We start from the raw sequence: 19924 nt of genomic DNA on the forward strand, positions 1-19924 counted from the left end.
AGCACTAGATTGTAAAACTCAAAATTCGAAGTACTCTTTTTCAATTTCTTTTATAAGTCCAAAAAATACATTTTTAAATGTAAAAAAGTTCAAAAGCTTAAAACCACCATAAAATTTATTGACTCTAGCAATATTCTGTAAAATTGCTTGCAATTTGTTTTCTTTACTGATACATTATTCTCATTGCACAAATCAAAAAACACTAAAACGCTTCAATTTGTCAAATTTATACTTCAAAAATCTTTTGCAAATAAAGAATTTTATTCAATACAAAAGCATCGATACTGTGAATTTTTCTAATAAGTTTTTGCGTTAATCTTATGTTCTAATGTAAAAAATGCCTTCTTCCTGTAAAATATAAAGCAATGCCATATTCATTTGCCGCCTTAATAACTTCATCATCTCGAATACTACCTCCTGGCTGAATAATTGCTCTAACACCAACCTTGCTTGCCTCATCAACACTATCTCTAAATGGAAAAAACGCTTCACTTGCAAGCACACAACCTTGTAAATTTATCCCCATCTCTTTTGCTTTTGCAATAGCAGCTTTTGCCGCATCAATTCTGCTTGTCATCCCCATACCTATGGCAAGTAAAGCAGAATCTTTTACATAGACAACATTATTTGATTTCGTTAAAGCAGCTATTTTCATAGCAATTTTTAAATCATTCAATTCATTCTCACTTGCTTTTCTTTCACTTTTACACTGCGCATTTTCAAATTCTTTCAACAGAATTTCATCGCTATCTTGATACACAAAACCTCCATCAATATGTTTAAAATCATATTTATCATAGCTTCTCAACAGATAAGGGCTTTTTTGTGTAAAAATTTTAACCCTCTTTTTCTCTTCAAAAACTTTTAAGGCATCCTCACTAACATTAGCAGTGATAATTACTTCAACATAAATTTCATTTATCTTTAGTGCCAATTCTTTATCAAGAGTGCCATTGATTGCAACCACACCTCCGTATGCACTAACACTATCACTTTTTAAAGCTTGAATATAGGAATAAAATACATTTTCTTTTATAGCAAAACCACAAGGATTACCGTGTTTAATGATAGCTACTGCAGGTTTATCCTCAAAAGCACTTGCAAGATTGACAGCAGCATTCATATCAGTAAGATTATTAAAACTCGCCTCTCCTTTAAGGGCATAAAAATTCAGACTAAAAAAATTATCAAATTCGTATAAAGCCCCTTTTTGATGAGGATTTTCGCCATATTTTGTTTGCAGTACTTTTTGTCCAACTATAAATTTACTCTTTCCAAAGCCCCCATTAAATTGTTCATTCATATAATTTGCAATATAACTATCATAACTTGCAGTATATTCATAAGCTTTAATCATAAGTTGCAACCTAAAATTTTCATCATCGGTTTTTTGTTCTAAAGCAAGAATAACCTTTTCATAATCTAAAATATCGCATACAACCAAAACATCTTTATAATTTTTTGCCCCAGATCGTAATAAAGCAGGACCGCCTATATCAATATTCTCAAGAATCTCATAAAAATCATCACTTGTGAGTGTCGTTTTTTTAAAAGGGTATAAATTCACACAAACCAAATCAATTGTCTCAATGTCAAAATCTTTAGCTTGTTGTTTGTGTGTTATATCGTCTCTTTTGTATAAAATCCCGCCGTGGATTTTAGGATGTAATGTTTTTACCCTCCCTTCAAACATTTCAGAACAAGTACTAAATTCACTTAACTGAATCGCTTTAATTCCCTGTTCTTGCAATAACTTAAAAGTACCTCCGGTAGAAAGAATCTCAAAATCTAATTTCTCAAGTGCTTTAGCAAATTCTACTATACCCTCTTTTTCACTCACGCTTAACAGTGCCCTTTTCATCTCATCTCCTACTTTTCCAAATGTTTTTTAATGATCTCATATGCTTCATTAATTTTTTGAAATTTTGTTACTCCTTGTTCTAATTCCTCTTTAGAAACATTATTTGCATTTAAAATATCAGGATGGTACTTTTTAGCCAAGACTCTGTACCGTTTTTTTACTGTACTTAAGTCAGCATTATTTGGTAATTCTAAAAGCTCGTAGGCTTTTTCTACACTCATTCCTTGTTGAGATCTCTTCAGATTGGAAAGACTCTCAATAAAAGAATCAAGCTCACTTTTTTCAAGCTCAAAAGCTCTTGCTATTTCATCTAATATCTCTTGTTTTTTAACATTAAATTGTCCATCTATCAAAGCCATAAAAACAAGCACTCTTAAAACATTAAGCCTTTGTGCCCTTGGTAAGGGTACTTCTTTTAAGAAATCCTTTGCCACATAAAAAGCATTATTAATATTTTCTTTGTGTTCATTAAAAGAAGCTTTTAAAAATTCCCTCTCTTGAATATTGCTAGCATTAGCATCTAAAAGCTGACTTATCATATCAGCTTCTTGTTCACTCACTCTCCCATCACTTTTTGCAATCTTAGCTAAAAGAGCGATAACATAATAATTCATACGTCTTTTTACTTCATCAATTCTCTCTTGCATTATTCCGCTTATAAAACCTTTTGCCCCGCGACTTGCAGAATCTAAAAAATCGTGTTTTCCCCAAGTTTTATAATACCAATAAAAAACCAAAACAGCTAAAAGTATTAAAACTATCGTCATTGTATTTGCCTTTCAAAGCTTTCAAAATAGAGATTTTTCATTTCAGTTAGACTACAACAGATTGAATCAAGTTTAAATTCTCGTCCTGTCGTACTTTCTCCAAGTTTTATGCAGACAAAAGCTTCATTTTCAAGCATTTTTAAAAAAACTGCTTCATTTTTTACTGCAACTATGACACGAGTGGCACTTTCATCAAAAAGTAAAGCCTCATTTGCAAAACCACTTTGCAAATTTGCACCCATATCTGAAAGAAGAAACATTTTTGCTAAAGTCAAAGCTATACCACCAATTCCGACACTGTTAGCACATTCTAAAACACCTTTTTCATTTGCCTTATATAAAAAATTCCAAAGTTCTAACTCAAGTTGAAAATCTATTTCTTTTAAGATCCCTTCAACTTTTTTGTCCTGTATCTTCAAAGCTAAAGAACCGCCAAATTCACCAAAGGTTTCCCCTAAAAGGTAAATAGGAGTATGAGCTTGACTCACAACTGCCTTACTTATTTTATTCGCATCGTCTAAAACGCCAACACAAGCTATTGTAGGGCTTGGATAAATACTTATACCGTGTGTTTCATTGTATAAGGAAACATTACCACTTATCACAGGAAGATTTAAAGCTTTACAAGCCTCTTTTATTCCTTCACAGCCTTGCACAAACTGCCACATTACTTCGGGATTTTCAGGATTACCATAATTTAAACAATCGCTTATTGCCAAGGGTTTTGCTCCTGTACAAGCAACCTTTCTGCCGGCACTTGCTACTGTAGCTGCTGCTCCGATTCTTGGATTGACAAAATTCAAGCGACTGTTGCATTCTAAGGCTATCGCTAAAGCTGCGTTATTTTCTTTTACTCGAATAACACTTGCACCTAAACTTCCATCGGCTTTGATTGTATTTGTTTGCACGGTTGAATCAAACTGATCATAAATAAAAGCCTTATTATTTGCATTTTCATTACTAAGCATTTGTTTTAAAAGTGTTTTTGCATCACTTTTTAGCACAAAAGTAGTATTTTGAATTTGACTTAAATATTGAGGTTTGCTTAACGGACGGTTTAAAATCGGAGATTTTTCGCTTAAAGGTGCTATAGGAATTGATCCTACAAGCTCATTATGCCAAAAAAGTTCCATATTGCCTGTATCTGTCACTTCACCTATAACCACAGCATCTAAATTCCATTTTTTAAAGAGAGAGATAATTTGTTCTTCATAACCTTTTTTTGCACAAAGAAGCATTCGTTCTTGCGATTCACTTAACATCAACTCATAAGCAGACATACCACTTTCTCTCATAGGTGTTTTTTCAAGCCATAGTCTCATACCACTTCCGCTACGTCCAGCCATTTCAAATGAACTTGAAGTAAGTCCGGCTGCACCCATATCTTGTATGCCTATGAGACAGTCCATTTGAAATAATTCCAAACACGCTTCCATTAAAAGCTTTTCGGTGAAAGGATCACCTATTTGGACTGTTGGTCGTAATTTTTTACTTTCTTCATTAAAACTTTCACTTGCCATTACAGCACCGCCAAGACCGTCTCTTCCTGTTTTAGAACCAACATAAATAACAGGATTTCCAACACCCTCAGCTCTAGCATAAAAAATATCCTTTATCTTGCAAGTACCTAACGCAAAAGCATTGACAAGAATATTTCCATTAAAGCATTCATCAAAAGCACACTCACCTCCTATCGTAGGTACGCCAATGCAATTACCATAATGTGCTATTCCAGCTACAACTTGTTTGAGTAAATACTTCTGATGTTTAGCACTTTTTTCATTCGATATATCACCAAATTTAAGCGAATTCAATCCGGCAATAACTCTTGCACCCATTGTAAAAATATCCCGCAAAATGCCTCCAACTCCTGTTGCAGCACCTGCAAAAGGCTCGATAAAACTTGGATGATTATGGCTTTCTATCTTAAAAACAGCAGCCATACCCTTGCCTATATCTATTACACCGGCATTTTCACCCGGACCTTGTATCACCCAAGGAGCTTTCGTTGGAAAACCATTAAGATATTTTTTACTTGATTTATAAGAACAGTGCTCACTCCACATTGCAGAGATAACTCCAAGTTCAAGTAAATTAGGCTCTCTCTTTAAAATGCTAAGTATCTCTTTATACTCTTCATCGCTAATTTTATGCGCTTTTATTAGTTCTTTATCCATAGTTTTCCTTTATTTTCCTAAACAAAAATTACGAAACATCTCATCAAGTATTTCTTCTCTTTGAAAATCTCTACTAAAACGACTTAGCTGATCTAAAGCTACATTTAACTCAAAAGCAAAAAGTTCTAAAGAATTTTCATCCACAAGCTCTTTTGCACGAAAAAGTGCTTCACTTGCTATTTTACACGCATTAATTAAATCAAGCGAACTTAACATAAAACCATCAGTATCAAAGCTATTGAGATACTGTTCAAGTTCTTGTTTAAGAATACTTATATCATTTTTCACACTGATTTTAAGAAAAGGCAAACCATAAGTATTTATGAATTTCTGTTCAAGATCACTTTTATTTAAAAGATAAAAAACCTTTTTTTTACTTTGCTTGAGAAGTTGAACAATCATCTCATCTTCATTATCTTGACATTTTGAATTATCAAAAACAGCTACAATAATATCTGCCTTTTCAAGTTGTTTTTTGCTTAAATTAATTCCAATTTGCTCTAAAGCATCTTCACTGTGTCTAATACCTGCTGTATCAATAATACGCAATAAATGCGTACCTAATTTACAATTCTCCTCAACGGTATCACGGGTCGAACCTGCCAAACTTGAAACAATAGCTCTTTCATATCCCAAAAGTGAATTTAAAAGCGAACTTTTACCGACATTGGGCTTACCAATAATAGCTATTTTAAAACCTTCTATAAGTCCTTTTTTACTTTGAGAATTGTTATAAAGCTGATAAAGTGTGTTTGCATTCTCTTCACACATTGTGCGGACTTGATGAAGCAAATCATTTGGCAAATCATCATCTGCATAGTCTATACTTGTCTCTACAAAAGCTAAAGTTTTTACTAAATCCAAACGAATCTTTTCAAGTAAAACTCCAAGCTCTCCTTCTAAATTCCGAGCAATCATTTTAGCAGCATTAGAAGATTTAGCAAGTATTAAATCTTGAATATTTAAAGCTTTTAAAACACTCATTTTTCCATTTATACAAGCTCTTTTACTAAATTCTCCACCATTAGCAGCTCTTATACCACAACTCAAAAGTTCATCAAGCACAATTTCGCTGACATTCAAACCACCGTGAATTTGAAACTCAATCATATCCTCACCAGTGAAACTCCAAGGTCTCTTAAAATAAATCACAATAGCCTCATCAATAAATTCACCATTTTGATTATAAAGTTTTGAAAAAGTAGCAAAACGAGGTTGTAAAAAAGTTTTTTTTGTAAGCTTTAAACCAAGTTCTAAAGCCCTATCTCCGCTTAAGCGAACTATACTAATAGAACCTATCCCGTGTGCGGTAGCTAAAGCTACAATAGTGTCATTCATCTTTTTTGTGAAAATCATTCACCACAATAAACCTTTGTTCGCCATTTTGCCTAATGCTTACAAATTTATTAGGAAATTCAGCCCTTAATTGCTCAAGAGTCAGTTTAATCAAAACACTATCGAGAGGCTTTGTTTGACAACGTCCATACATTCTAATCTTCCGACTTAAATGTTCAATATACTGTTGTAAAGCTTGATTTTGATTTTTTAGAAATTCGGCAATTTCAAGACGAACATTGAGCTTATATCTTAAATTAATCCAATTATATAAAAGGTAAGAAATCGCTTTATAACGATGTGCCTGTTTGCCTATCATTAAAGCCGCATCTTTACCATCTAAATGGATAAAAACACAATTTTCATTATACATTTTAAGTTCAACCACAGAAATTTGAAAAGATGAATTTTGAAGTAAATTTTCAAGTTTCAAACGAATTTCATCTAAAATATCTGAATTTGCTAAGTTCTCTCTATAAAAATTATCAAAAATTGTATCACTTTTTATTGAATAACTTTGTTTTTTTTGAAAAATATCTTCTCTCTCTATTTCTTTTTTAACCCCCTGTATAGTTTTGGAAGAATATTTATTTGTCGTATGATCTTTTTTAAAAGCTCTACTACTCTGTATCCTTTTTTTTATAGAGGCTTTAATAATGGCATTTTTTCTCCCAAAACCTAAAAAACCAGCCTTTGAATTCTGCAAAATTTCATATTCCAAATCAATAACTGAACACTCAAGATTTTTAGAAGCCTCTATTAAAGCACTTTGCAAATCTCTAGCTTCTATTGTCATTTTTCGCCTCACTTTGCTTCTTATTATGTTCTTTTTCAAAAAGTTTATTAATAATCCATTGCTGCACAAGCGAACATAAATTATTAATAAACCAATAAAGCGTAAGTCCCGCCGGAAAAGTAATAAAGAAAAAAGTAAAAATAAGAGGAAGAAATTTCATAATCTTTGCTTGTAAAGGATCTTGTATACTCATAGGAGTAATTAATTGTTGTAAAAACATCGTTACACCCATCAGAACTGGCAAGATAAAATATGGATCCATCGCTGATAGATCATATATCCAAAAAATCCAAGGTGCTGCTTTAAGCTCGATAGCATTTAACAAAACCCTATAAATGGCAAAGAAAATAGGAATTTGCAAGAAAATAGGCAAACAGCCGCTCATAGGATTTGCTCCGTGTTTCTTATAAAGTTCCATCATCTGTACATTCATCTTTTGCGGATCGCCCTTATATTTCTCCCTAATATCTTTCATTTTTGGAGCCAATTCTTTAAGTTTATTCATAGAAATCATAGACTTATAAGTAAGTGGAAAAAGCACGACACGTATAATCAATGTTAAAGCTGCTATAGCCCATCCCCAATTTCCTATATATTGATATAGGAAATTTAAAAATTCAAACATAGGTTTTGCTATAAAAGTAAACCAACCATATTCAACCACAGCATCAAGTCTTGAATCTATGGATTGTAAAACACTGTGCTCTTTCGAACCTATATAAGCACCTGCTTTAAATTCATTTTCACTGTATGCAAATACAATAGGATTACTATTCGAATCCTTGCTAATAGTAATATTAAGAGGATCATCAAAATTATAGAAGAAAGTTGCATAATATCTATCGAAAGCTGAAGCCAATACAACATTATTTTTATTTTCATCATTCTTCATATCACCATCTTCATAGGTATGAAGAGTCTCAGTTGTATCCATTGCTAAAGCTCCGTGCACCGTGTAACTATCAACAGCTATATTTGGTCTTAAACCCGGACTGATAAAATAATGAGCATTTTTACTCAATTTCACTTCTATTTGATAATTGCCTTTAGAATAAAAAGTAAGAATTTTTTCAACTCGCAATTGAGATAAATCTTGAGTAAGTTTTAGGGTTTGACTCCCATTTTCATCAATAAAAACTTCACTTGAGCTACTTGTATAATTGGTATAAAAAGCTTCGTTATTAAGTTTTGAATCGCTAAAGCGAATTTCAAGAGGATAAGGGGAATTTTCTTTATTAATAAGATTAAGAAATTCACCTTTTTCATCCTTATATTTTTCATCTTTAAGATAGAAATTGATTATCCTTCCTAAAGAATCTATTTGTGCTTCAAAATGCGCACTTTGAATATGAGCTATCACATTCTCTTTAGTGCTACTAGAATTGAAATTTTTTAGTGAAGAATGGGAGGCTTGATGTGTTTGGATTGGAGCTGCGTTGGCTGTATTCTGAACACTTGTATTTTGTGAGACATTCTGCTCCCTTTGTACAGGATGTTTAGGAATGAAAAAATAATCATACACAACAAAAAATATAAAAGAAAGAACAACAGCAAGTAAAATGCGTTTTTGCTGAAAGATATTATTTGAATTATTCATTATTTATATCCTTAATCATAAAATAATTTTAACGAGATAAAAACTTTTGTTTTTCAAAGGAATATAAAAAAAACAAAGTTTTTGTTTAGAAAGAAAAAGAGGATTAAAACAAAAAGTATAGGTTTGTAAATTCTTAAAAACTATGGGATAATCAATACCACCCTTGCACAAAGGATTGCATTTAGCTATTCGTAAAAAAGTAAAAAAAAAGGCCAAAAATAAAGTATTTTTTTGAAAATGCCATAAGGCATATTCAGAACAACTCGGATAATAACGACACGTTCTAGGTTTTAAAGGACTTAGAAAGTTTTGATAAAAACGAAGAGTTGATAAACATACTATTTGAAACATTCCAATTTTCTTAATCCCCATTTTAATTTTTTTTCTAAACTCAAAAAAGAAAGCTTTAAGAGTTCATTTTTTGCAATAAAAATATATTTTCCATTCTCAAGTTCGGTTTGAACATTAAAAAACAAGGCTCTTAAAACCCTTTTAGAGCGATTTCTTATCACAGCCTTTCCAATTTTTTTACTTGCAACTACTGCCATTTTCTTTTCATCGCTCTTAAGATAAAAAAGAATAAAACCTTCGCAATGCCATTTTTTACCTTTTTTATAAACAAAAGAAAATTCTTCGCTTTTATTAAATTTAAAACAATTTTTCACACAGAAAGTTTTCTTCTTCCTTTGGCGCGTCTTGCATTGATAATTTTACGACCATTTTTGGTTCTCATACGAACACGAAAACCGTGTGTACGTTTTCTAGGAGTATTATGAGGCTGGTAAGTCCTTTTCATCTTTTTCCTTTTTTTAATCAAAATAAATTTACATTATATTTTATCCTTACTTATAAATTGCTTTTAATTAAAGGTGTTTTTACATTCTTTTGCTAAAGTTTCTTCAACATAAAATTTTGAAAAAAAGGTTTTCAATGGCACAACTACAAATCACAGAACTTCAACGAGAAGAACTTGACATCTTGCTTGTTTTGTTAAAGGAATTAGCCTTGTATGAAAAAATGCAAGATGAAGTGGAATGCAGCAAAGAAAAACTTGAAAAAAGTTTATTTGAACAAGAATTCGCAAAAGCTTTTCTTCTAAGAGAAGATGAAAAAATTATAGGTTATATGATTTATTTTTACACTTTTTCATCTTTTTGCGGTAGCGGTGGAATGTATCTTGAAGACATTTATATACAAGAAGCTTACCGTAAGAAAGGGTATGGCAGAGCTGTGTTTCAATTTTTGGCAAAACTCTGCAAAGAAAAGAATTTACAAAGACTTGAATGGGTATGTTTAAATGAAAATATTTTAGGTATTAACTTTTACGAAAGCTTAAACGCTTTACATTTGAAACAATGGAGAATATACCGTTTAAGTGGTGAAAATTTAACTCGATTGTGTGAGATATGATACGGACTTTACATTATTTAAAGGCCATAGGTTGTGATTTTTGTGATGACTTTATTCATAGTAATATCACACTAAATCAAAATTTCACAGAACTTCAAAAAAATGTGCAAAAATGCACCTTGTGTCATTTTTCTAAAACTCGTAAGCACAGTCTAATGGAAAGAAAATTAAAAAATACAAAGCTTATGATATTAGCGGCTCGCTCTCAAGAAAGCGAAAATGAAAGTGGAATTGTACTCAAATCAAGACAGGGTGAATTCTTGCAAAATTGTTGTAAAGAAATTTTACAACTTCACGCTGAAGAATTTTATTTTTCTTATGTTTTTAAGTGCTTTTCTAATAAATTCGATGATTTTTCGCTACAATCTTGCATACCATTTTTTTGGAATGAATTGTATCTTGTGCGTCCAAAAATTCTCCTTTGCTTAGGAGAATATGCCTTTAAAAGTTTAGGTTTTAATGATTTTAATGCCTTAAGAGGGGAGCTTTTTTCTTTTAAAGATTTTTTCATCATAGCAAGTTTTGAACTTGAATTTTTAGAAAAAAACCCAAGTTACCAAACAGCTTTTAGAGATGACCTACAAAAAATAAAAGGGTTTTTATGAAAAAAGTACTTTTAATCTGCTGCTTATTTTTGAATTTAGGTTTTGCCAAAGAATATAAACTACTCAACACTCCTAGCGAAGATTTCTATCCCAACTTAAATACAAAAACTTGCAATGTGAATTGTCTTTTTGAATTCCTTGAAAGTGGCTTGTATTTAAGTTTTTTAAGTGAATTTTTAGAACAAGGGAATGAATTTTTAACTAATGTATATGCAAAACTTGTCAATTCTGTTACCGATTTTGATGCAAATTTACAAAAAATCACTTCAGTCAAACTCGCAATCATTCTCCCGGAAAAAACCTTAAAGAGCTATTCAAACACTATAATCAATTCTAGTATAGCTTATCTTTTACGACAAAGAGCAGAAATCAAAGTAAAAGTTTTTTTAATCGGTACAGAAGAATCAAGCAAGGTAAATGAGGTACTCCAAAGGATAGAAAATCAAAATTATGAGTACGTCGTCGCTGGTTTCACTCTCAAAGGCGTTAATGAACTTGTAAATTATAATGGAAAGCTTAAAATTTTTATCCCAAGTATCCACAAAAATAACACAAACATTACCAATCCAAATATTTATTTTGGTAGCATTGACTATGATGCGCAAATTACAAAACTTCTAAGCAAAGCAAATGAAAATATTGCTATTTTTAGCGATAATTCTGCCCTTTCAAACAATCTCAACTCGCGTATATTAGCCTTCAACAAAGCAAAAATTTATCGCATTGAAGATGAAAAATTGAATTTTGCAAAGCTTTTATATTCTCAAGGTACTCTCAATAATGCTTCAATTTTTTTTAATACTCCTTTGATTAAAACCGCTCTTACAAGTTCACAACTACGAGTTTATAATCTAGAACCTTTTGTACTTTTATCGACACAGATAAATTATAACCCAAGCTTTTTAAGTCTCACTCAACAAGGAGACAGAAAAAAATTTATCATTGCAAATTCTATCAACAATAATGATGACAATTTAAGCTATCTTAACGCTCTCTTTCATCAAAATATTAATTATAATTGGATAGCTTATGCTACAAGTATAGGAGTGGATTATTTTTATACTAAATTTTTAAATAAAAAAACAAAAAGTATCTTTGAAGAAAATTTTGAAAATTCCCAAATCCTTTACAAAGTGCGCTTAATGAAAACGGAGAAAGCAAGTTTTGAAGAATTAAATGAGTAATTTTTCAAACAAATCTTTAATCTCTTGAGGCATTTTAATCGGCTTGGCATTCTTCACAAAAGCTAAAGTAAATTGGGCACGAAAAAGCTTTTTATTTTCTCTTGTAATCTCTTGTTCTAATATCACAGAAACATTTTTTAATTGTACAATTCGTGTTGTAACCTCTACAAGATCCCCGAGTTTTGCAGAATATAAAAATTCACAATTTGCTTTTGTAAGAACAAAGCTTCCTAATTGAGCATTAAAAATATCAATGTTTTCTTTAAAAAAAATCTCACTCCTTGCTCTTTCACAAAAATTTAAATAATTGCTATGATACACAATTCCGCCTGAATCAGTATCTTCATAGTACACGCGGATTTTCATTTCTCTTCCTTTTCTCATCAATTCTCTTTTTATTGTACAAAATCTGCTTTAAAAAAGTCTAAATCAACTTCTTTGCATACTTAATAAATACAAGCTACAACATAATAATGAAAAATTCTCAATCACATCAATTTATTCATCTTGATGTTGTATAATTTTTCATATCTATTTCTTTAAAAAGAAGTTTAATATCTCATTATCCAAATGTTTAAAATCAACAAAAAAGATATTTAAGCTATAATTATAATTCTATTTATGATATACAAAGATAAAAAATGCGCGATTTACAGACACAGCTTGAAAACCACCCTTTATATCAAAGAATTAATGAATTAAAAAAACTTCATTTGCAAACACATTTCTCTTTAGATAAAAGCGTGATAATACAAAGCAATCAAAAAGCAAAAGATGAAATCTTGCAGCTTGCAAAAGAATTAAAACCTTGGCGTAAAGGTCCTTTTACAATAGATAAATTGTATATTGATTCAGAATGGCAAAGTTTTATCAAATTTGACATTTTAAAACCATTCTTACCGGAAATATCTGGAAAAATCGTAGCAGATCTAGGATGCAATAATGGATATTATATGTTTAAAATGCTGGAATTTACTCCGGCAAAGCTCGTAGGTTTTGATCCAAGCATAAAATACCGTTTGCAATTTGAACTTATCAATGCACTTGCAAAACAAACTTTAGAATATGAACTTCTAGGAGTAGAAGCTTTACCTTTTTACAAACACCGCTTTGATATAATTTTTTGCTTAGGGGTAATTTATCACAGAAGAGATCCTATTAAAATGCTTAAAGAAATAAAAAGTGGATTAAACTCTGGCGGAACAGTCTTTTTAGATACTCTGTTTATAGATGATGAGAGAGAAATTGCCCTCATTCCACGAAAAACTTATTCAAAAATATCAAATATTTTTTTCATTCCGTCGATATTAGGCTTAAGAAACTGGTGCGAAAGAGCTGGATTTAAAGAATTTGAAGTTATAGCAACTAAAACCACAACAACACAAGAACAAAGAAAAACAGAGTGGATTGATTCATATTCTTTAGAAGATTTTTTAGACTCAAAGAATAAAAACCTTACTTGCGAAGGTTATGAAACACCAAAAAGAGTCTATGTGAAACTAAAGGGGTAAAAATGGCAAAAAAAGATAATTTTGAAGAATACGCACAACTTGAAGAATACATTTCACAAGAAGAACTCACTCGAATAAAATCAGAGCTCATAACCTGTCCTGAACTCAATACCTCTACAACAGGAATTATTATAAAACTCTCTAAAAATTATGCTAAATCTTTACTCATTACTAACAACGATATGACAGTCGATGATGAAGGGCTTATTTTTGACGGCTTTGTTTTTACTGCGGCAAATTATGTAGCTCAAGCCGCTATTAATAAACCATTTTCTATGCTTATTGGTTCAAAATGCTTTTTTTATGCTCCTTTAAAAGTAGGAGATGTTTTAGAGCTTGAAGCTCGTGCTTTATTCGATGAAAGTTCTAAAAAACGTGATGTGAAGATTGTTGGTCACGTAAAAGAAATCAAAATATTTGAAGCTACTTTACAAATAGTTTCAACAGACGATCATATTTTTAAACTTAAACGCCCTCCACGCTCAACAGTCAAGCCGGTAGAAGAAGATACGCAATCAGCAGCTAATCCTGAGGCTATGGCTCAAGCTTTATTAGCTTCTATGGGAAAATAAATTAAGGTACCATCTTAAGATCTATCCAATTTTTAGGACATTCTTGATGATAGCTTCCGCTTGCATCATAATACTCTTTGCATTCATCATAAAAGCGGTTAGACACCCCTCTTTCATTCACAAAACATCCTGCCAATGTAAAACTTAAAAATAAAGTTATGCTATAAAGTTTCATTTTTATAATTTGTTTTGCTTACGCCATTTGTAAGGCTCTATAGGATTTTTACCTTTCCAAAGCCCTATTTTTTCTTTCTGTGCTTGTTTTTGTTCTTTTACATAGAGATTACTATAATAACTATAAGCCCACGCATGACCTGTACGTACCATTATACTGTTAATATCTTTTCCTTTCAATTTAACAATAGCAATAATTCTATCATATTTATCCTTGTCTTTATAAATAATTTGTACTCTTTGTCCTTGTATCATTTTTGCTAAAAAATTCCTCGCTTCTTTTCCAAAAATCTGCTTACTTTCTGGAGCATCAATAGCAAAAAATCGTATCTTTTCAAGTTTTTTTCCATTTTGTACTTCGATAGTATCTCCATCTATCACTTTTACAACTTTTCCTTCAAAACTGGAGTTAGTAGCGATAAAACCTTGTATAAAAAAAATGAGCAGAATGAAAATAGTCAAAGCAAAAAGCTGCTTAGGACTACTTAAAATTGTTCTTAGATTGAATACTTTTTTATAATTTATCCTCATCAAAACCCGCTATAAAATGATTTTTTAAAATTATGACATAATTTTAAAAACAAAGGGATACACTGCAAAACATTACAAAAATTTTGAAATAATAAGCCAAATTTCACATTGCAGTTCTAATACAAAACAAATGAAAGAATTTTTATGTAGCTATTCAAAAAAACAAGGTTTTATAGTAAAAACAGATAAAGCCGGAATATTCACGTTCTCAAAGACAAAGCTACCATTTGCTTACAAAGCGTATGATTTGCATGGGACGTGCGCCAGAAATTACAATTTATAAAGAATAAGGTTTTTTAAAAGCAGAAGATTCTTCAACTTGAAAACAGAATAAGAGTATTAAAAACGGATATTTAAAAATTTATTTTAAAAAGAGAAATAATGAAAAGAAAAAAATTAATCTTGTTGGCAAATGCCTTTTCTTTAACTATCATAGACATCATTACCTTAAGCGGTTGTAAGAGTAATACGAAAGATACTCAAGCAAAATATTTAGATTGCTAAAAACAATCGCAAAGAAGTACAAGTTGAATGGTACTTAAATAAACTTGGCTTATCATTAAATGAAGTTAAAGAAGACTATAAAAAGGTGGTGAATCCTATCTTTATTCATTGAAACATCAAATTAATGAAAGTTTTGGTAAAAAAATATTGTTAATATGGGAAATTCTAATCGTGCTCTTGAATCTTACAGTCCAAATGTTTTAAATAGTTAAAATTGTTGAATTCCGATTCAATTCTCCCGCTACTTAAAATAAATTAGACATTCTTTATGCAAGTCTAATGCTAAGATTTACCGCAAGCAAATAGGGTATTATTCTAAATAATTGAGATTTATCACATAACAATAAAGAAATTAATTAATAAATTTTATCCTTTTATTTATGCGTTTTTTACCAATAAAAGGCTTAAAAAGCCTTTTATTTAGAATTTTCCACCTTCAATTACTACATCATCAGCTTTAATTTCATCTGAAAAATGATCTTTTAATGTCTCATCATAAGCTTTGTGAAAAAACTGCTCATCTGCAAGTTTGACAATAAGAGCATCAATAAAATCCTTAAGTTCCTTGTCGCCTTTTCTTACAGCAGGAGCAATAACATCTTGATTGCCTAATTCCTTCACCACAACTTTAAAATCAGGATGTTCTTTGACCCAAGCAAAAAGTAAAGTATTATCGTGACTTAGTGCATCGCCTCTCTTATCAAGTAAAGCTACGAAAGTTTCTGTATTTTGATCATATTTTAAAGTTTTAAATTCAGGATAATTTACTGTAAAATACGAATCTGCTGTTGTACCTTTATTAACAATAGTAACCTTGTCCTTCAAATCATCAATACTAGAAATTGAACTGTCTTCAGGCACCACTATACCTAAAGCAACTTTCATATAAGGCAAAGTAAAATCAACCTGTTCTGCTCTTTCAGGTGTTTTTGTAAAATTAGCTAAAATAATATCAACTTTGTTTGATTTTAAAAATTCAACTCTATTAGCTGCTTCAACAAGTACAAATTGAATCTTATTTTCATCTCCTAAAAGTTCTTTGGCAATACGTTTCGCTAAGAAAATATCATAGCCTTGATTTTGTCCTTTTTCATCAACATATCCAAAAGGCGGCTTATCACCAAAAACCCCTATTCTAACAATCCCTTCTTTTTTAATACGTTCCAAAGAATTTAAATTACTAGAATTCTGATTCCCGCAAGCAGTCAAAAAAACCGCAACAAAAATTGCAAAAACACTTAAAAGCATTTTTTTCATTACATTAATTCCTTTCTTCATTGAAATCGCAAAATAGAATTTTATAATAACCTTTTGAGATATTATACTCGAAATTTAACATTGATTACTTGAAAATACAATTAATTTTTTCTCAAAATGAAAGTTTTTAAGCAAAAAATGCTATAATGATCCTATCTAAAATTTTCAAAAGGCAAAATAATGAAAAAAAACCTGATACTAATTGCTTTTATTTTTTTTAACGCTTGCTCTAACCAAATAGATACTTCTCTTGTTGAAAAATATGAAAATCAAGCAAATAGAAATATAAAAGAAATTTCTGATCAAATATCACAAGAAATAGGATTGAAAATTGAAATTCCGCCTTTACAATGTAAAGCTGATGGAAAATTCATAGAATGCCGTAGTCAGCAATTCTCTCTTTTTGACAAAAAGGGAAATAAAATAGTACAAGCAGATGCTCTTATATTACGTTCTAATGAAATCTATCAAGGCAAAGAACTTGGCACTATAAGCTTAAAAGAGTATTTTAAGAGTATATCTAACTCGAACAAAAAATTCCAACAAACCGCAACAGTTCAAAATATTCGCTTTACTCAAGAAGTACTTGAAACAATAAAACAACAAAATATACAATTAAATGATAAAAAGATACAAAACTATATTCAAAAACTTCTTAATGATGCTTATACAATTTCTTTTGAATACGATGGCATTTTTGATAAAGATATTTATACATATGACATTAACACAAAAATTCACAATAGTAATTCGCATATCAATGCGCTAATGAAAATTTCTTTTAAAGAAGAACTTTTTGATTTTTTTGATTCAAAAGGCATACGATATAACACTCAAACTTTAAATATAGATGAGCAAAACTGGAAAGAATTTTTCCAAAAAATTGAAAATGAAAAAAGCGAAGAAGTTGCGTTTATAGAAGCTGCACAAAAAAACTTTTTTATTAATAATTTTTCACTAGAAGCTTTACTTGATGCTGACAATGCTTTTGAAAGCTATATACTTATCGCTAAAGGTAGCCTAGAAACGATGAAAAATCAAAGTCAAAATGAGGAACTAACTTTAATTTATGATAAAATGCTTTCTGTACTCAACACTATAAATCAAAATTCTCTCTATAAACTTTCCTTAAATGCGCAGTTTAAAAATATCCCTGTAGCCGAATATGCACAAGAAAAGATTAAAGTTTTAGAAAAACTCACTCTTAATGGACAAGATTTTACAGAAGATTTTAAAAATATTTTTACAACTTTATTTTTATTTTCACCATTAAAAAACTTCGACTAAAAGAAAGAGTATTAATTAAGAAATTCTAATGAAAATACTTTTTTCTCCAAGTGAAAATAAAAACATCATTAAGAGTGGCAAAACTCTTTGTAAGGAAAATTTTCTTTTTGAAAATTTATTTAGTTTAAGAATGCAAGTCTTGCAAGAATACGAAAATTTTATAAAAACAGCTAATACTCAAGAGCTTGAAACACTTTTTGGCCTTAAGGATGAAAAAGAAAGACAAAAATTTACAACAAAACTACGCAAAGCTCCAACGCAAAGAGCTATTGAGCTTTATAATGGAATAAGCTATGAATACCTGCAATTTAACTCTTTAGAAAAAATGAGTCAGGATTATATCCTACAAAATGTATTAATTTTTTCTAATCTTTTTGGAGTTGTAAGGGCAAGTGATATGCTACCTTGCTATAAATTAAAACAAGGAGTAAAACTTGGCAACTTTAGTATAGAAAAATTTTACAAAAATCATTTTAGCAAAGCTTTAGATGAATTTTTAATGAATGAGGAACTTATAGACCTAAGAGCTGGTTTCTATAATAAATTCTACACTCCAAAAAAGCATTTTAGCAGCTATAAATTTATTAAAAATGGCAAAACAGTGAGTCATTTTTCAAAAGCATACAGAGGAGTACTACTTAAAACTGCTGCACATTTTAATATTACAAGCAATAAAGAACTCTTATCTCATTTGCCTGCTAACTTAAGACTTAAAACAATTCAAAATTTTGGTTTAAAAGAAGAATATATTATTGAAATTCTTAATTAAATACAGCTTATAAGCTTTTATAAAATATAGTTTTATATTCTTTTAAAACGCTTTCATTCCTTTAAATTGTACTTATAAATGCTTTTTTAAGAAACTCTAAATTTTTCAAAATCTAAGCTCAAAGGAGATCCTCAAAAAAACCAATGTTTTCTATTATGGTACCATATGTTTAGCTCATTCTCTATCAAAATCAATTAATTCTTTAAACAAGAAAGATCAATCTAGTCTATCAATCGTGTTACTATGAATAATCTTTGATCATTTCGCTTATTGGTATTGAAAGGCTTATATATAAGAGTTTTTATAACTTCTCATTGTAATGCTCTAGCTATAAGCTCTAAAGGACTTTTAAAAAGAACTGTACTTTGTGTATGTTCAAGAGCATTTGAAATTTGCATTCTACAAGCAGAACATTCGGCACTTACAAAATGTGCTTTGCTCTCATCAATCATTTGTGCCTTTTTTATTCCTACTCTTAAGGCTTTTTCATAATAATCAGTCTGCATACTTACTCCTCCAAAACCACAACAAGCGTTTGAATCACTCATCTCAATAAAACGATAATTCGCTTTTAAAAGCTCTCTTGGTTCTTTAAACACCCCTTGCATTTTGCGAGAATGGCAAGGATCGTGATAAGTAAAACTTAACTCACTCATCCCTTTTTCTTTAAGCTTTAACAAGAGCTCGGTATGCTTATAAAAATATTCAGTTGCCAAATACATTTTTAAAGATACTTCCTTAGCTCTCTTAGCCCATTGCTCTTCATCTTGCATAAGAAAAAAATGTTCCAAATCAATTTTTAACATAGCAGAACAAGTTGCTTCAGGTATGATAATAGCATCTAAATTTTTGAGTTTCTCTTCAAAATACTCTATATTTTTTTTTGCTAAAGTTTTTGTACTTTCAAAAGCTCCTGTAAAAAACTGCGGTGCGCCGCAGCACACTTGATTTTTCATTAAATCTACATTAATTTGTAAGGCTTTAGAGATTGTAAGTACAGCTTGGGCTGTATCGGTATAAAAATAATTTGACAAACAACCAACAAAAAAACCTATACTTTTATTCCCTCCATTGTCAATAAATTCTTGATGTGAATTAAGAAAACTTCTCTTGCGAAAACTTGTTATAAGCCTGCCTTTCTTGATCAAAGGTAAAGAAAAACGTGCTTTCATACCATCGTTTTTTCCTAACTTTTCGCTTTGAATTGCAAAAGCACAACTTTGAAAAACAAAACCAATTTTTGCAACAAAATCTAAAATTTTCCGTCTTTGAAGAAAGAAAAACACCAAACGCTTATACCAAGCAATACCAAATTTCCTTGCTATATCAAAACGTACTTCTTCAATAGCATTATCTACTCGTAACTTAGTAGGACATACTTCAACACAATTTGTACATAAAAAACACGATTCAAACACTCTTTTAATGTTTAAATCGAGATCGAGATCTCCTTTTTTATATGCAGCCAAAAGATCCAAAAAACCTCGAGGACTTGTGCTTTCATCTGGATTTATTTCGTGAATGGTACAAACAGGAATACATTTACCACACTTCACACAAGCATCGCTTATTTCACTCAATTTCATT

Annotated in this window: 22 protein-coding genes; 8 read left to right on the plus strand and 14 right to left on the minus strand. The window is 30.5% G+C overall.

Annotated features, from left to right (window positions below; all coding sequences use genetic code 11):
- Positions 1-325 precede the first annotated feature (325 nt).
- The 9 genes from purH to rpmH are packed head-to-tail and all read right to left on the minus strand — an operon-like array spanning position 326 to position 9329.
- A complete protein-coding gene (gene purH, locus OQH62_RS04345) occupies positions 326-1861 on the minus strand; it encodes a bifunctional phosphoribosylaminoimidazolecarboxamide formyltransferase/IMP cyclohydrolase (RefSeq protein ID WP_266014309.1) in 1536 nt (511 codons plus the stop codon).
- 8 nt (positions 1862-1869) lie between these two features.
- Positions 1870-2628, minus strand: coding sequence for a molecular chaperone DjiA (locus tag OQH62_RS04350; RefSeq protein WP_266014312.1), 759 nt, complete (start codon positions 2626-2628; stop codon positions 1870-1872).
- Entirely contained in the window at positions 2625-4805 is a 2181-nt protein-coding gene (gene purL, locus OQH62_RS04355) for a phosphoribosylformylglycinamidine synthase subunit PurL (RefSeq protein WP_266014315.1), read from the minus strand. Before purL ends, OQH62_RS04350 begins: the two co-directional genes overlap by 4 nt.
- Positions 4806-4814: 9 nt before the next feature.
- Positions 4815-6143 (minus strand): tRNA uridine-5-carboxymethylaminomethyl(34) synthesis GTPase MnmE, encoded by a 1329-nt coding sequence (gene mnmE / locus OQH62_RS04360; protein WP_266014521.1) that lies wholly within the window; start codon positions 6141-6143, stop codon positions 4815-4817.
- Positions 6136-6936, minus strand: coding sequence for a Jag N-terminal domain-containing protein (locus tag OQH62_RS04365; RefSeq protein WP_266014318.1), 801 nt, complete (start codon positions 6934-6936; stop codon positions 6136-6138). The genes mnmE and OQH62_RS04365 overlap by 8 nt, the downstream gene beginning before the upstream one ends.
- On the minus strand, positions 6920-8533 hold the full coding sequence (yidC, locus tag OQH62_RS04370; RefSeq protein ID WP_266014321.1) for a membrane protein insertase YidC: 1614 nt from the start codon (positions 8531-8533) through the stop codon (positions 6920-6922). The genes OQH62_RS04365 and yidC overlap by 17 nt, the downstream gene beginning before the upstream one ends.
- Positions 8534-8548: 15 nt before the next feature.
- On the minus strand, positions 8549-8884 hold the full coding sequence (yidD, locus tag OQH62_RS04375) for a membrane protein insertion efficiency factor YidD (RefSeq protein ID WP_266014323.1): 336 nt from the start codon (positions 8882-8884) through the stop codon (positions 8549-8551).
- Positions 8872-9198, minus strand: a complete 327-nt coding sequence (rnpA, locus tag OQH62_RS04380) for a ribonuclease P protein component (RefSeq protein ID WP_266014326.1) — start codon at positions 9196-9198, stop codon at positions 8872-8874. The genes yidD and rnpA overlap by 13 nt, the downstream gene beginning before the upstream one ends.
- Entirely contained in the window at positions 9195-9329 is a 135-nt protein-coding gene (gene rpmH, locus OQH62_RS04385) for a 50S ribosomal protein L34 (protein ID WP_266014328.1), read from the minus strand. Before rpmH ends, rnpA begins: the two co-directional genes overlap by 4 nt.
- Before the next feature lie 134 nt (positions 9330-9463).
- Between rpmH and OQH62_RS04390 the strand changes: the two genes are divergently transcribed.
- The 3 genes from OQH62_RS04390 to OQH62_RS04400 are packed head-to-tail and all read left to right on the plus strand — an operon-like array spanning position 9464 to position 11732.
- Entirely contained in the window at positions 9464-9943 is a 480-nt protein-coding gene (locus OQH62_RS04390; protein ID WP_266014330.1) for a GNAT family N-acetyltransferase, read from the plus strand.
- A complete protein-coding gene (locus tag OQH62_RS04395) occupies positions 9940-10548 on the plus strand; it encodes a uracil-DNA glycosylase family protein (protein WP_266014332.1) in 609 nt (202 codons plus the stop codon). The genes OQH62_RS04390 and OQH62_RS04395 overlap by 4 nt, the downstream gene beginning before the upstream one ends.
- Complete coding sequence (locus OQH62_RS04400; RefSeq protein ID WP_266014335.1) at positions 10545-11732, plus strand: hypothetical protein; 1188 nt, start codon at positions 10545-10547, stop codon at positions 11730-11732. The genes OQH62_RS04395 and OQH62_RS04400 overlap by 4 nt, the downstream gene beginning before the upstream one ends.
- On the opposite strand, the gene OQH62_RS04405 is transcribed toward OQH62_RS04400, so the two are convergent.
- Positions 11721-12098 carry a YbgC/FadM family acyl-CoA thioesterase gene (locus tag OQH62_RS04405; protein ID WP_266014338.1) on the minus strand — a complete coding sequence of 126 codons (378 nt, stop codon included), beginning with the start codon at positions 12096-12098 and terminating at the stop codon, positions 11721-11723. The two genes, OQH62_RS04400 and OQH62_RS04405, sit on opposite strands and share 12 nt — an antisense overlap.
- Positions 12099-12373: 275 nt before the next feature.
- Here OQH62_RS04405 and cmoB point away from each other — a divergent pair, with 275 nt between their 5' ends.
- Together cmoB and OQH62_RS04415 are read left to right on the plus strand one after the other, a co-directional pair.
- Positions 12374-13243: a tRNA 5-methoxyuridine(34)/uridine 5-oxyacetic acid(34) synthase CmoB gene (gene cmoB / locus OQH62_RS04410; RefSeq protein ID WP_266014341.1), complete on the plus strand. Its 870-nt coding sequence runs from the start codon at positions 12374-12376 to the stop codon at positions 13241-13243.
- 2 nt (positions 13244-13245) lie between these two features.
- Positions 13246-13815 (plus strand): hypothetical protein, encoded by a 570-nt coding sequence (locus OQH62_RS04415; RefSeq protein WP_266014344.1) that lies wholly within the window; start codon positions 13246-13248, stop codon positions 13813-13815.
- Position 13816: 1 nt separating this feature from the next.
- Here the strand turns inward: OQH62_RS04415 and OQH62_RS04420 are convergent, their stop codons facing one another.
- Entirely contained in the window at positions 13817-13990 is a 174-nt protein-coding gene (locus OQH62_RS04420; RefSeq protein WP_266014346.1) for a hypothetical protein, read from the minus strand.
- 2 nt (positions 13991-13992) lie between these two features.
- Positions 13993-14520 (minus strand): thermonuclease family protein, encoded by a 528-nt coding sequence (locus OQH62_RS04425; RefSeq protein ID WP_266014349.1) that lies wholly within the window; start codon positions 14518-14520, stop codon positions 13993-13995.
- A gap of 381 nt (positions 14521-14901) precedes the next feature.
- Here OQH62_RS04425 and OQH62_RS04430 point away from each other — a divergent pair, with 381 nt between their 5' ends.
- Positions 14902-15024: a hypothetical protein gene (locus OQH62_RS04430; RefSeq protein ID WP_266014352.1), complete on the plus strand. Its 123-nt coding sequence runs from the start codon at positions 14902-14904 to the stop codon at positions 15022-15024.
- 420 nt (positions 15025-15444) lie between these two features.
- Here OQH62_RS04430 and OQH62_RS04435 read toward each other — a convergent pair whose 3' ends face one another.
- The gene (locus tag OQH62_RS04435; protein WP_266014355.1) at positions 15445-16281 is read right to left on the minus strand and encodes a cysteine ABC transporter substrate-binding protein; all 837 of its coding nucleotides are present in this window, start codon (positions 16279-16281) and stop codon (positions 15445-15447) included.
- Between the two features lie 180 nt (positions 16282-16461).
- Between OQH62_RS04435 and OQH62_RS04440 the strand changes: the two genes are divergently transcribed.
- Positions 16462-17568 carry a JlpA family lipoprotein adhesin gene (locus OQH62_RS04440; protein ID WP_266014358.1) on the plus strand — a complete coding sequence of 369 codons (1107 nt, stop codon included), beginning with the start codon at positions 16462-16464 and terminating at the stop codon, positions 17566-17568.
- A gap of 28 nt (positions 17569-17596) precedes the next feature.
- Entirely contained in the window at positions 17597-18337 is a 741-nt protein-coding gene (locus tag OQH62_RS04445; RefSeq protein ID WP_266014360.1) for a YaaA family protein, read from the plus strand.
- A 311-nt stretch (positions 18338-18648) separates the two neighbouring features.
- Here OQH62_RS04445 and OQH62_RS04450 read toward each other — a convergent pair whose 3' ends face one another.
- Positions 18649-19923: a (Fe-S)-binding protein gene (locus OQH62_RS04450; protein ID WP_266014363.1), complete on the minus strand. Its 1275-nt coding sequence runs from the start codon at positions 19921-19923 to the stop codon at positions 18649-18651.
- Position 19924: the final 1 nt, after the last annotated feature.

The organism is Campylobacter sp. MIT 21-1684 (assembly GCF_026241315.1).
Classification (GTDB): Bacteria; Campylobacterota; Campylobacteria; order Campylobacterales; family Campylobacteraceae; genus Campylobacter_D.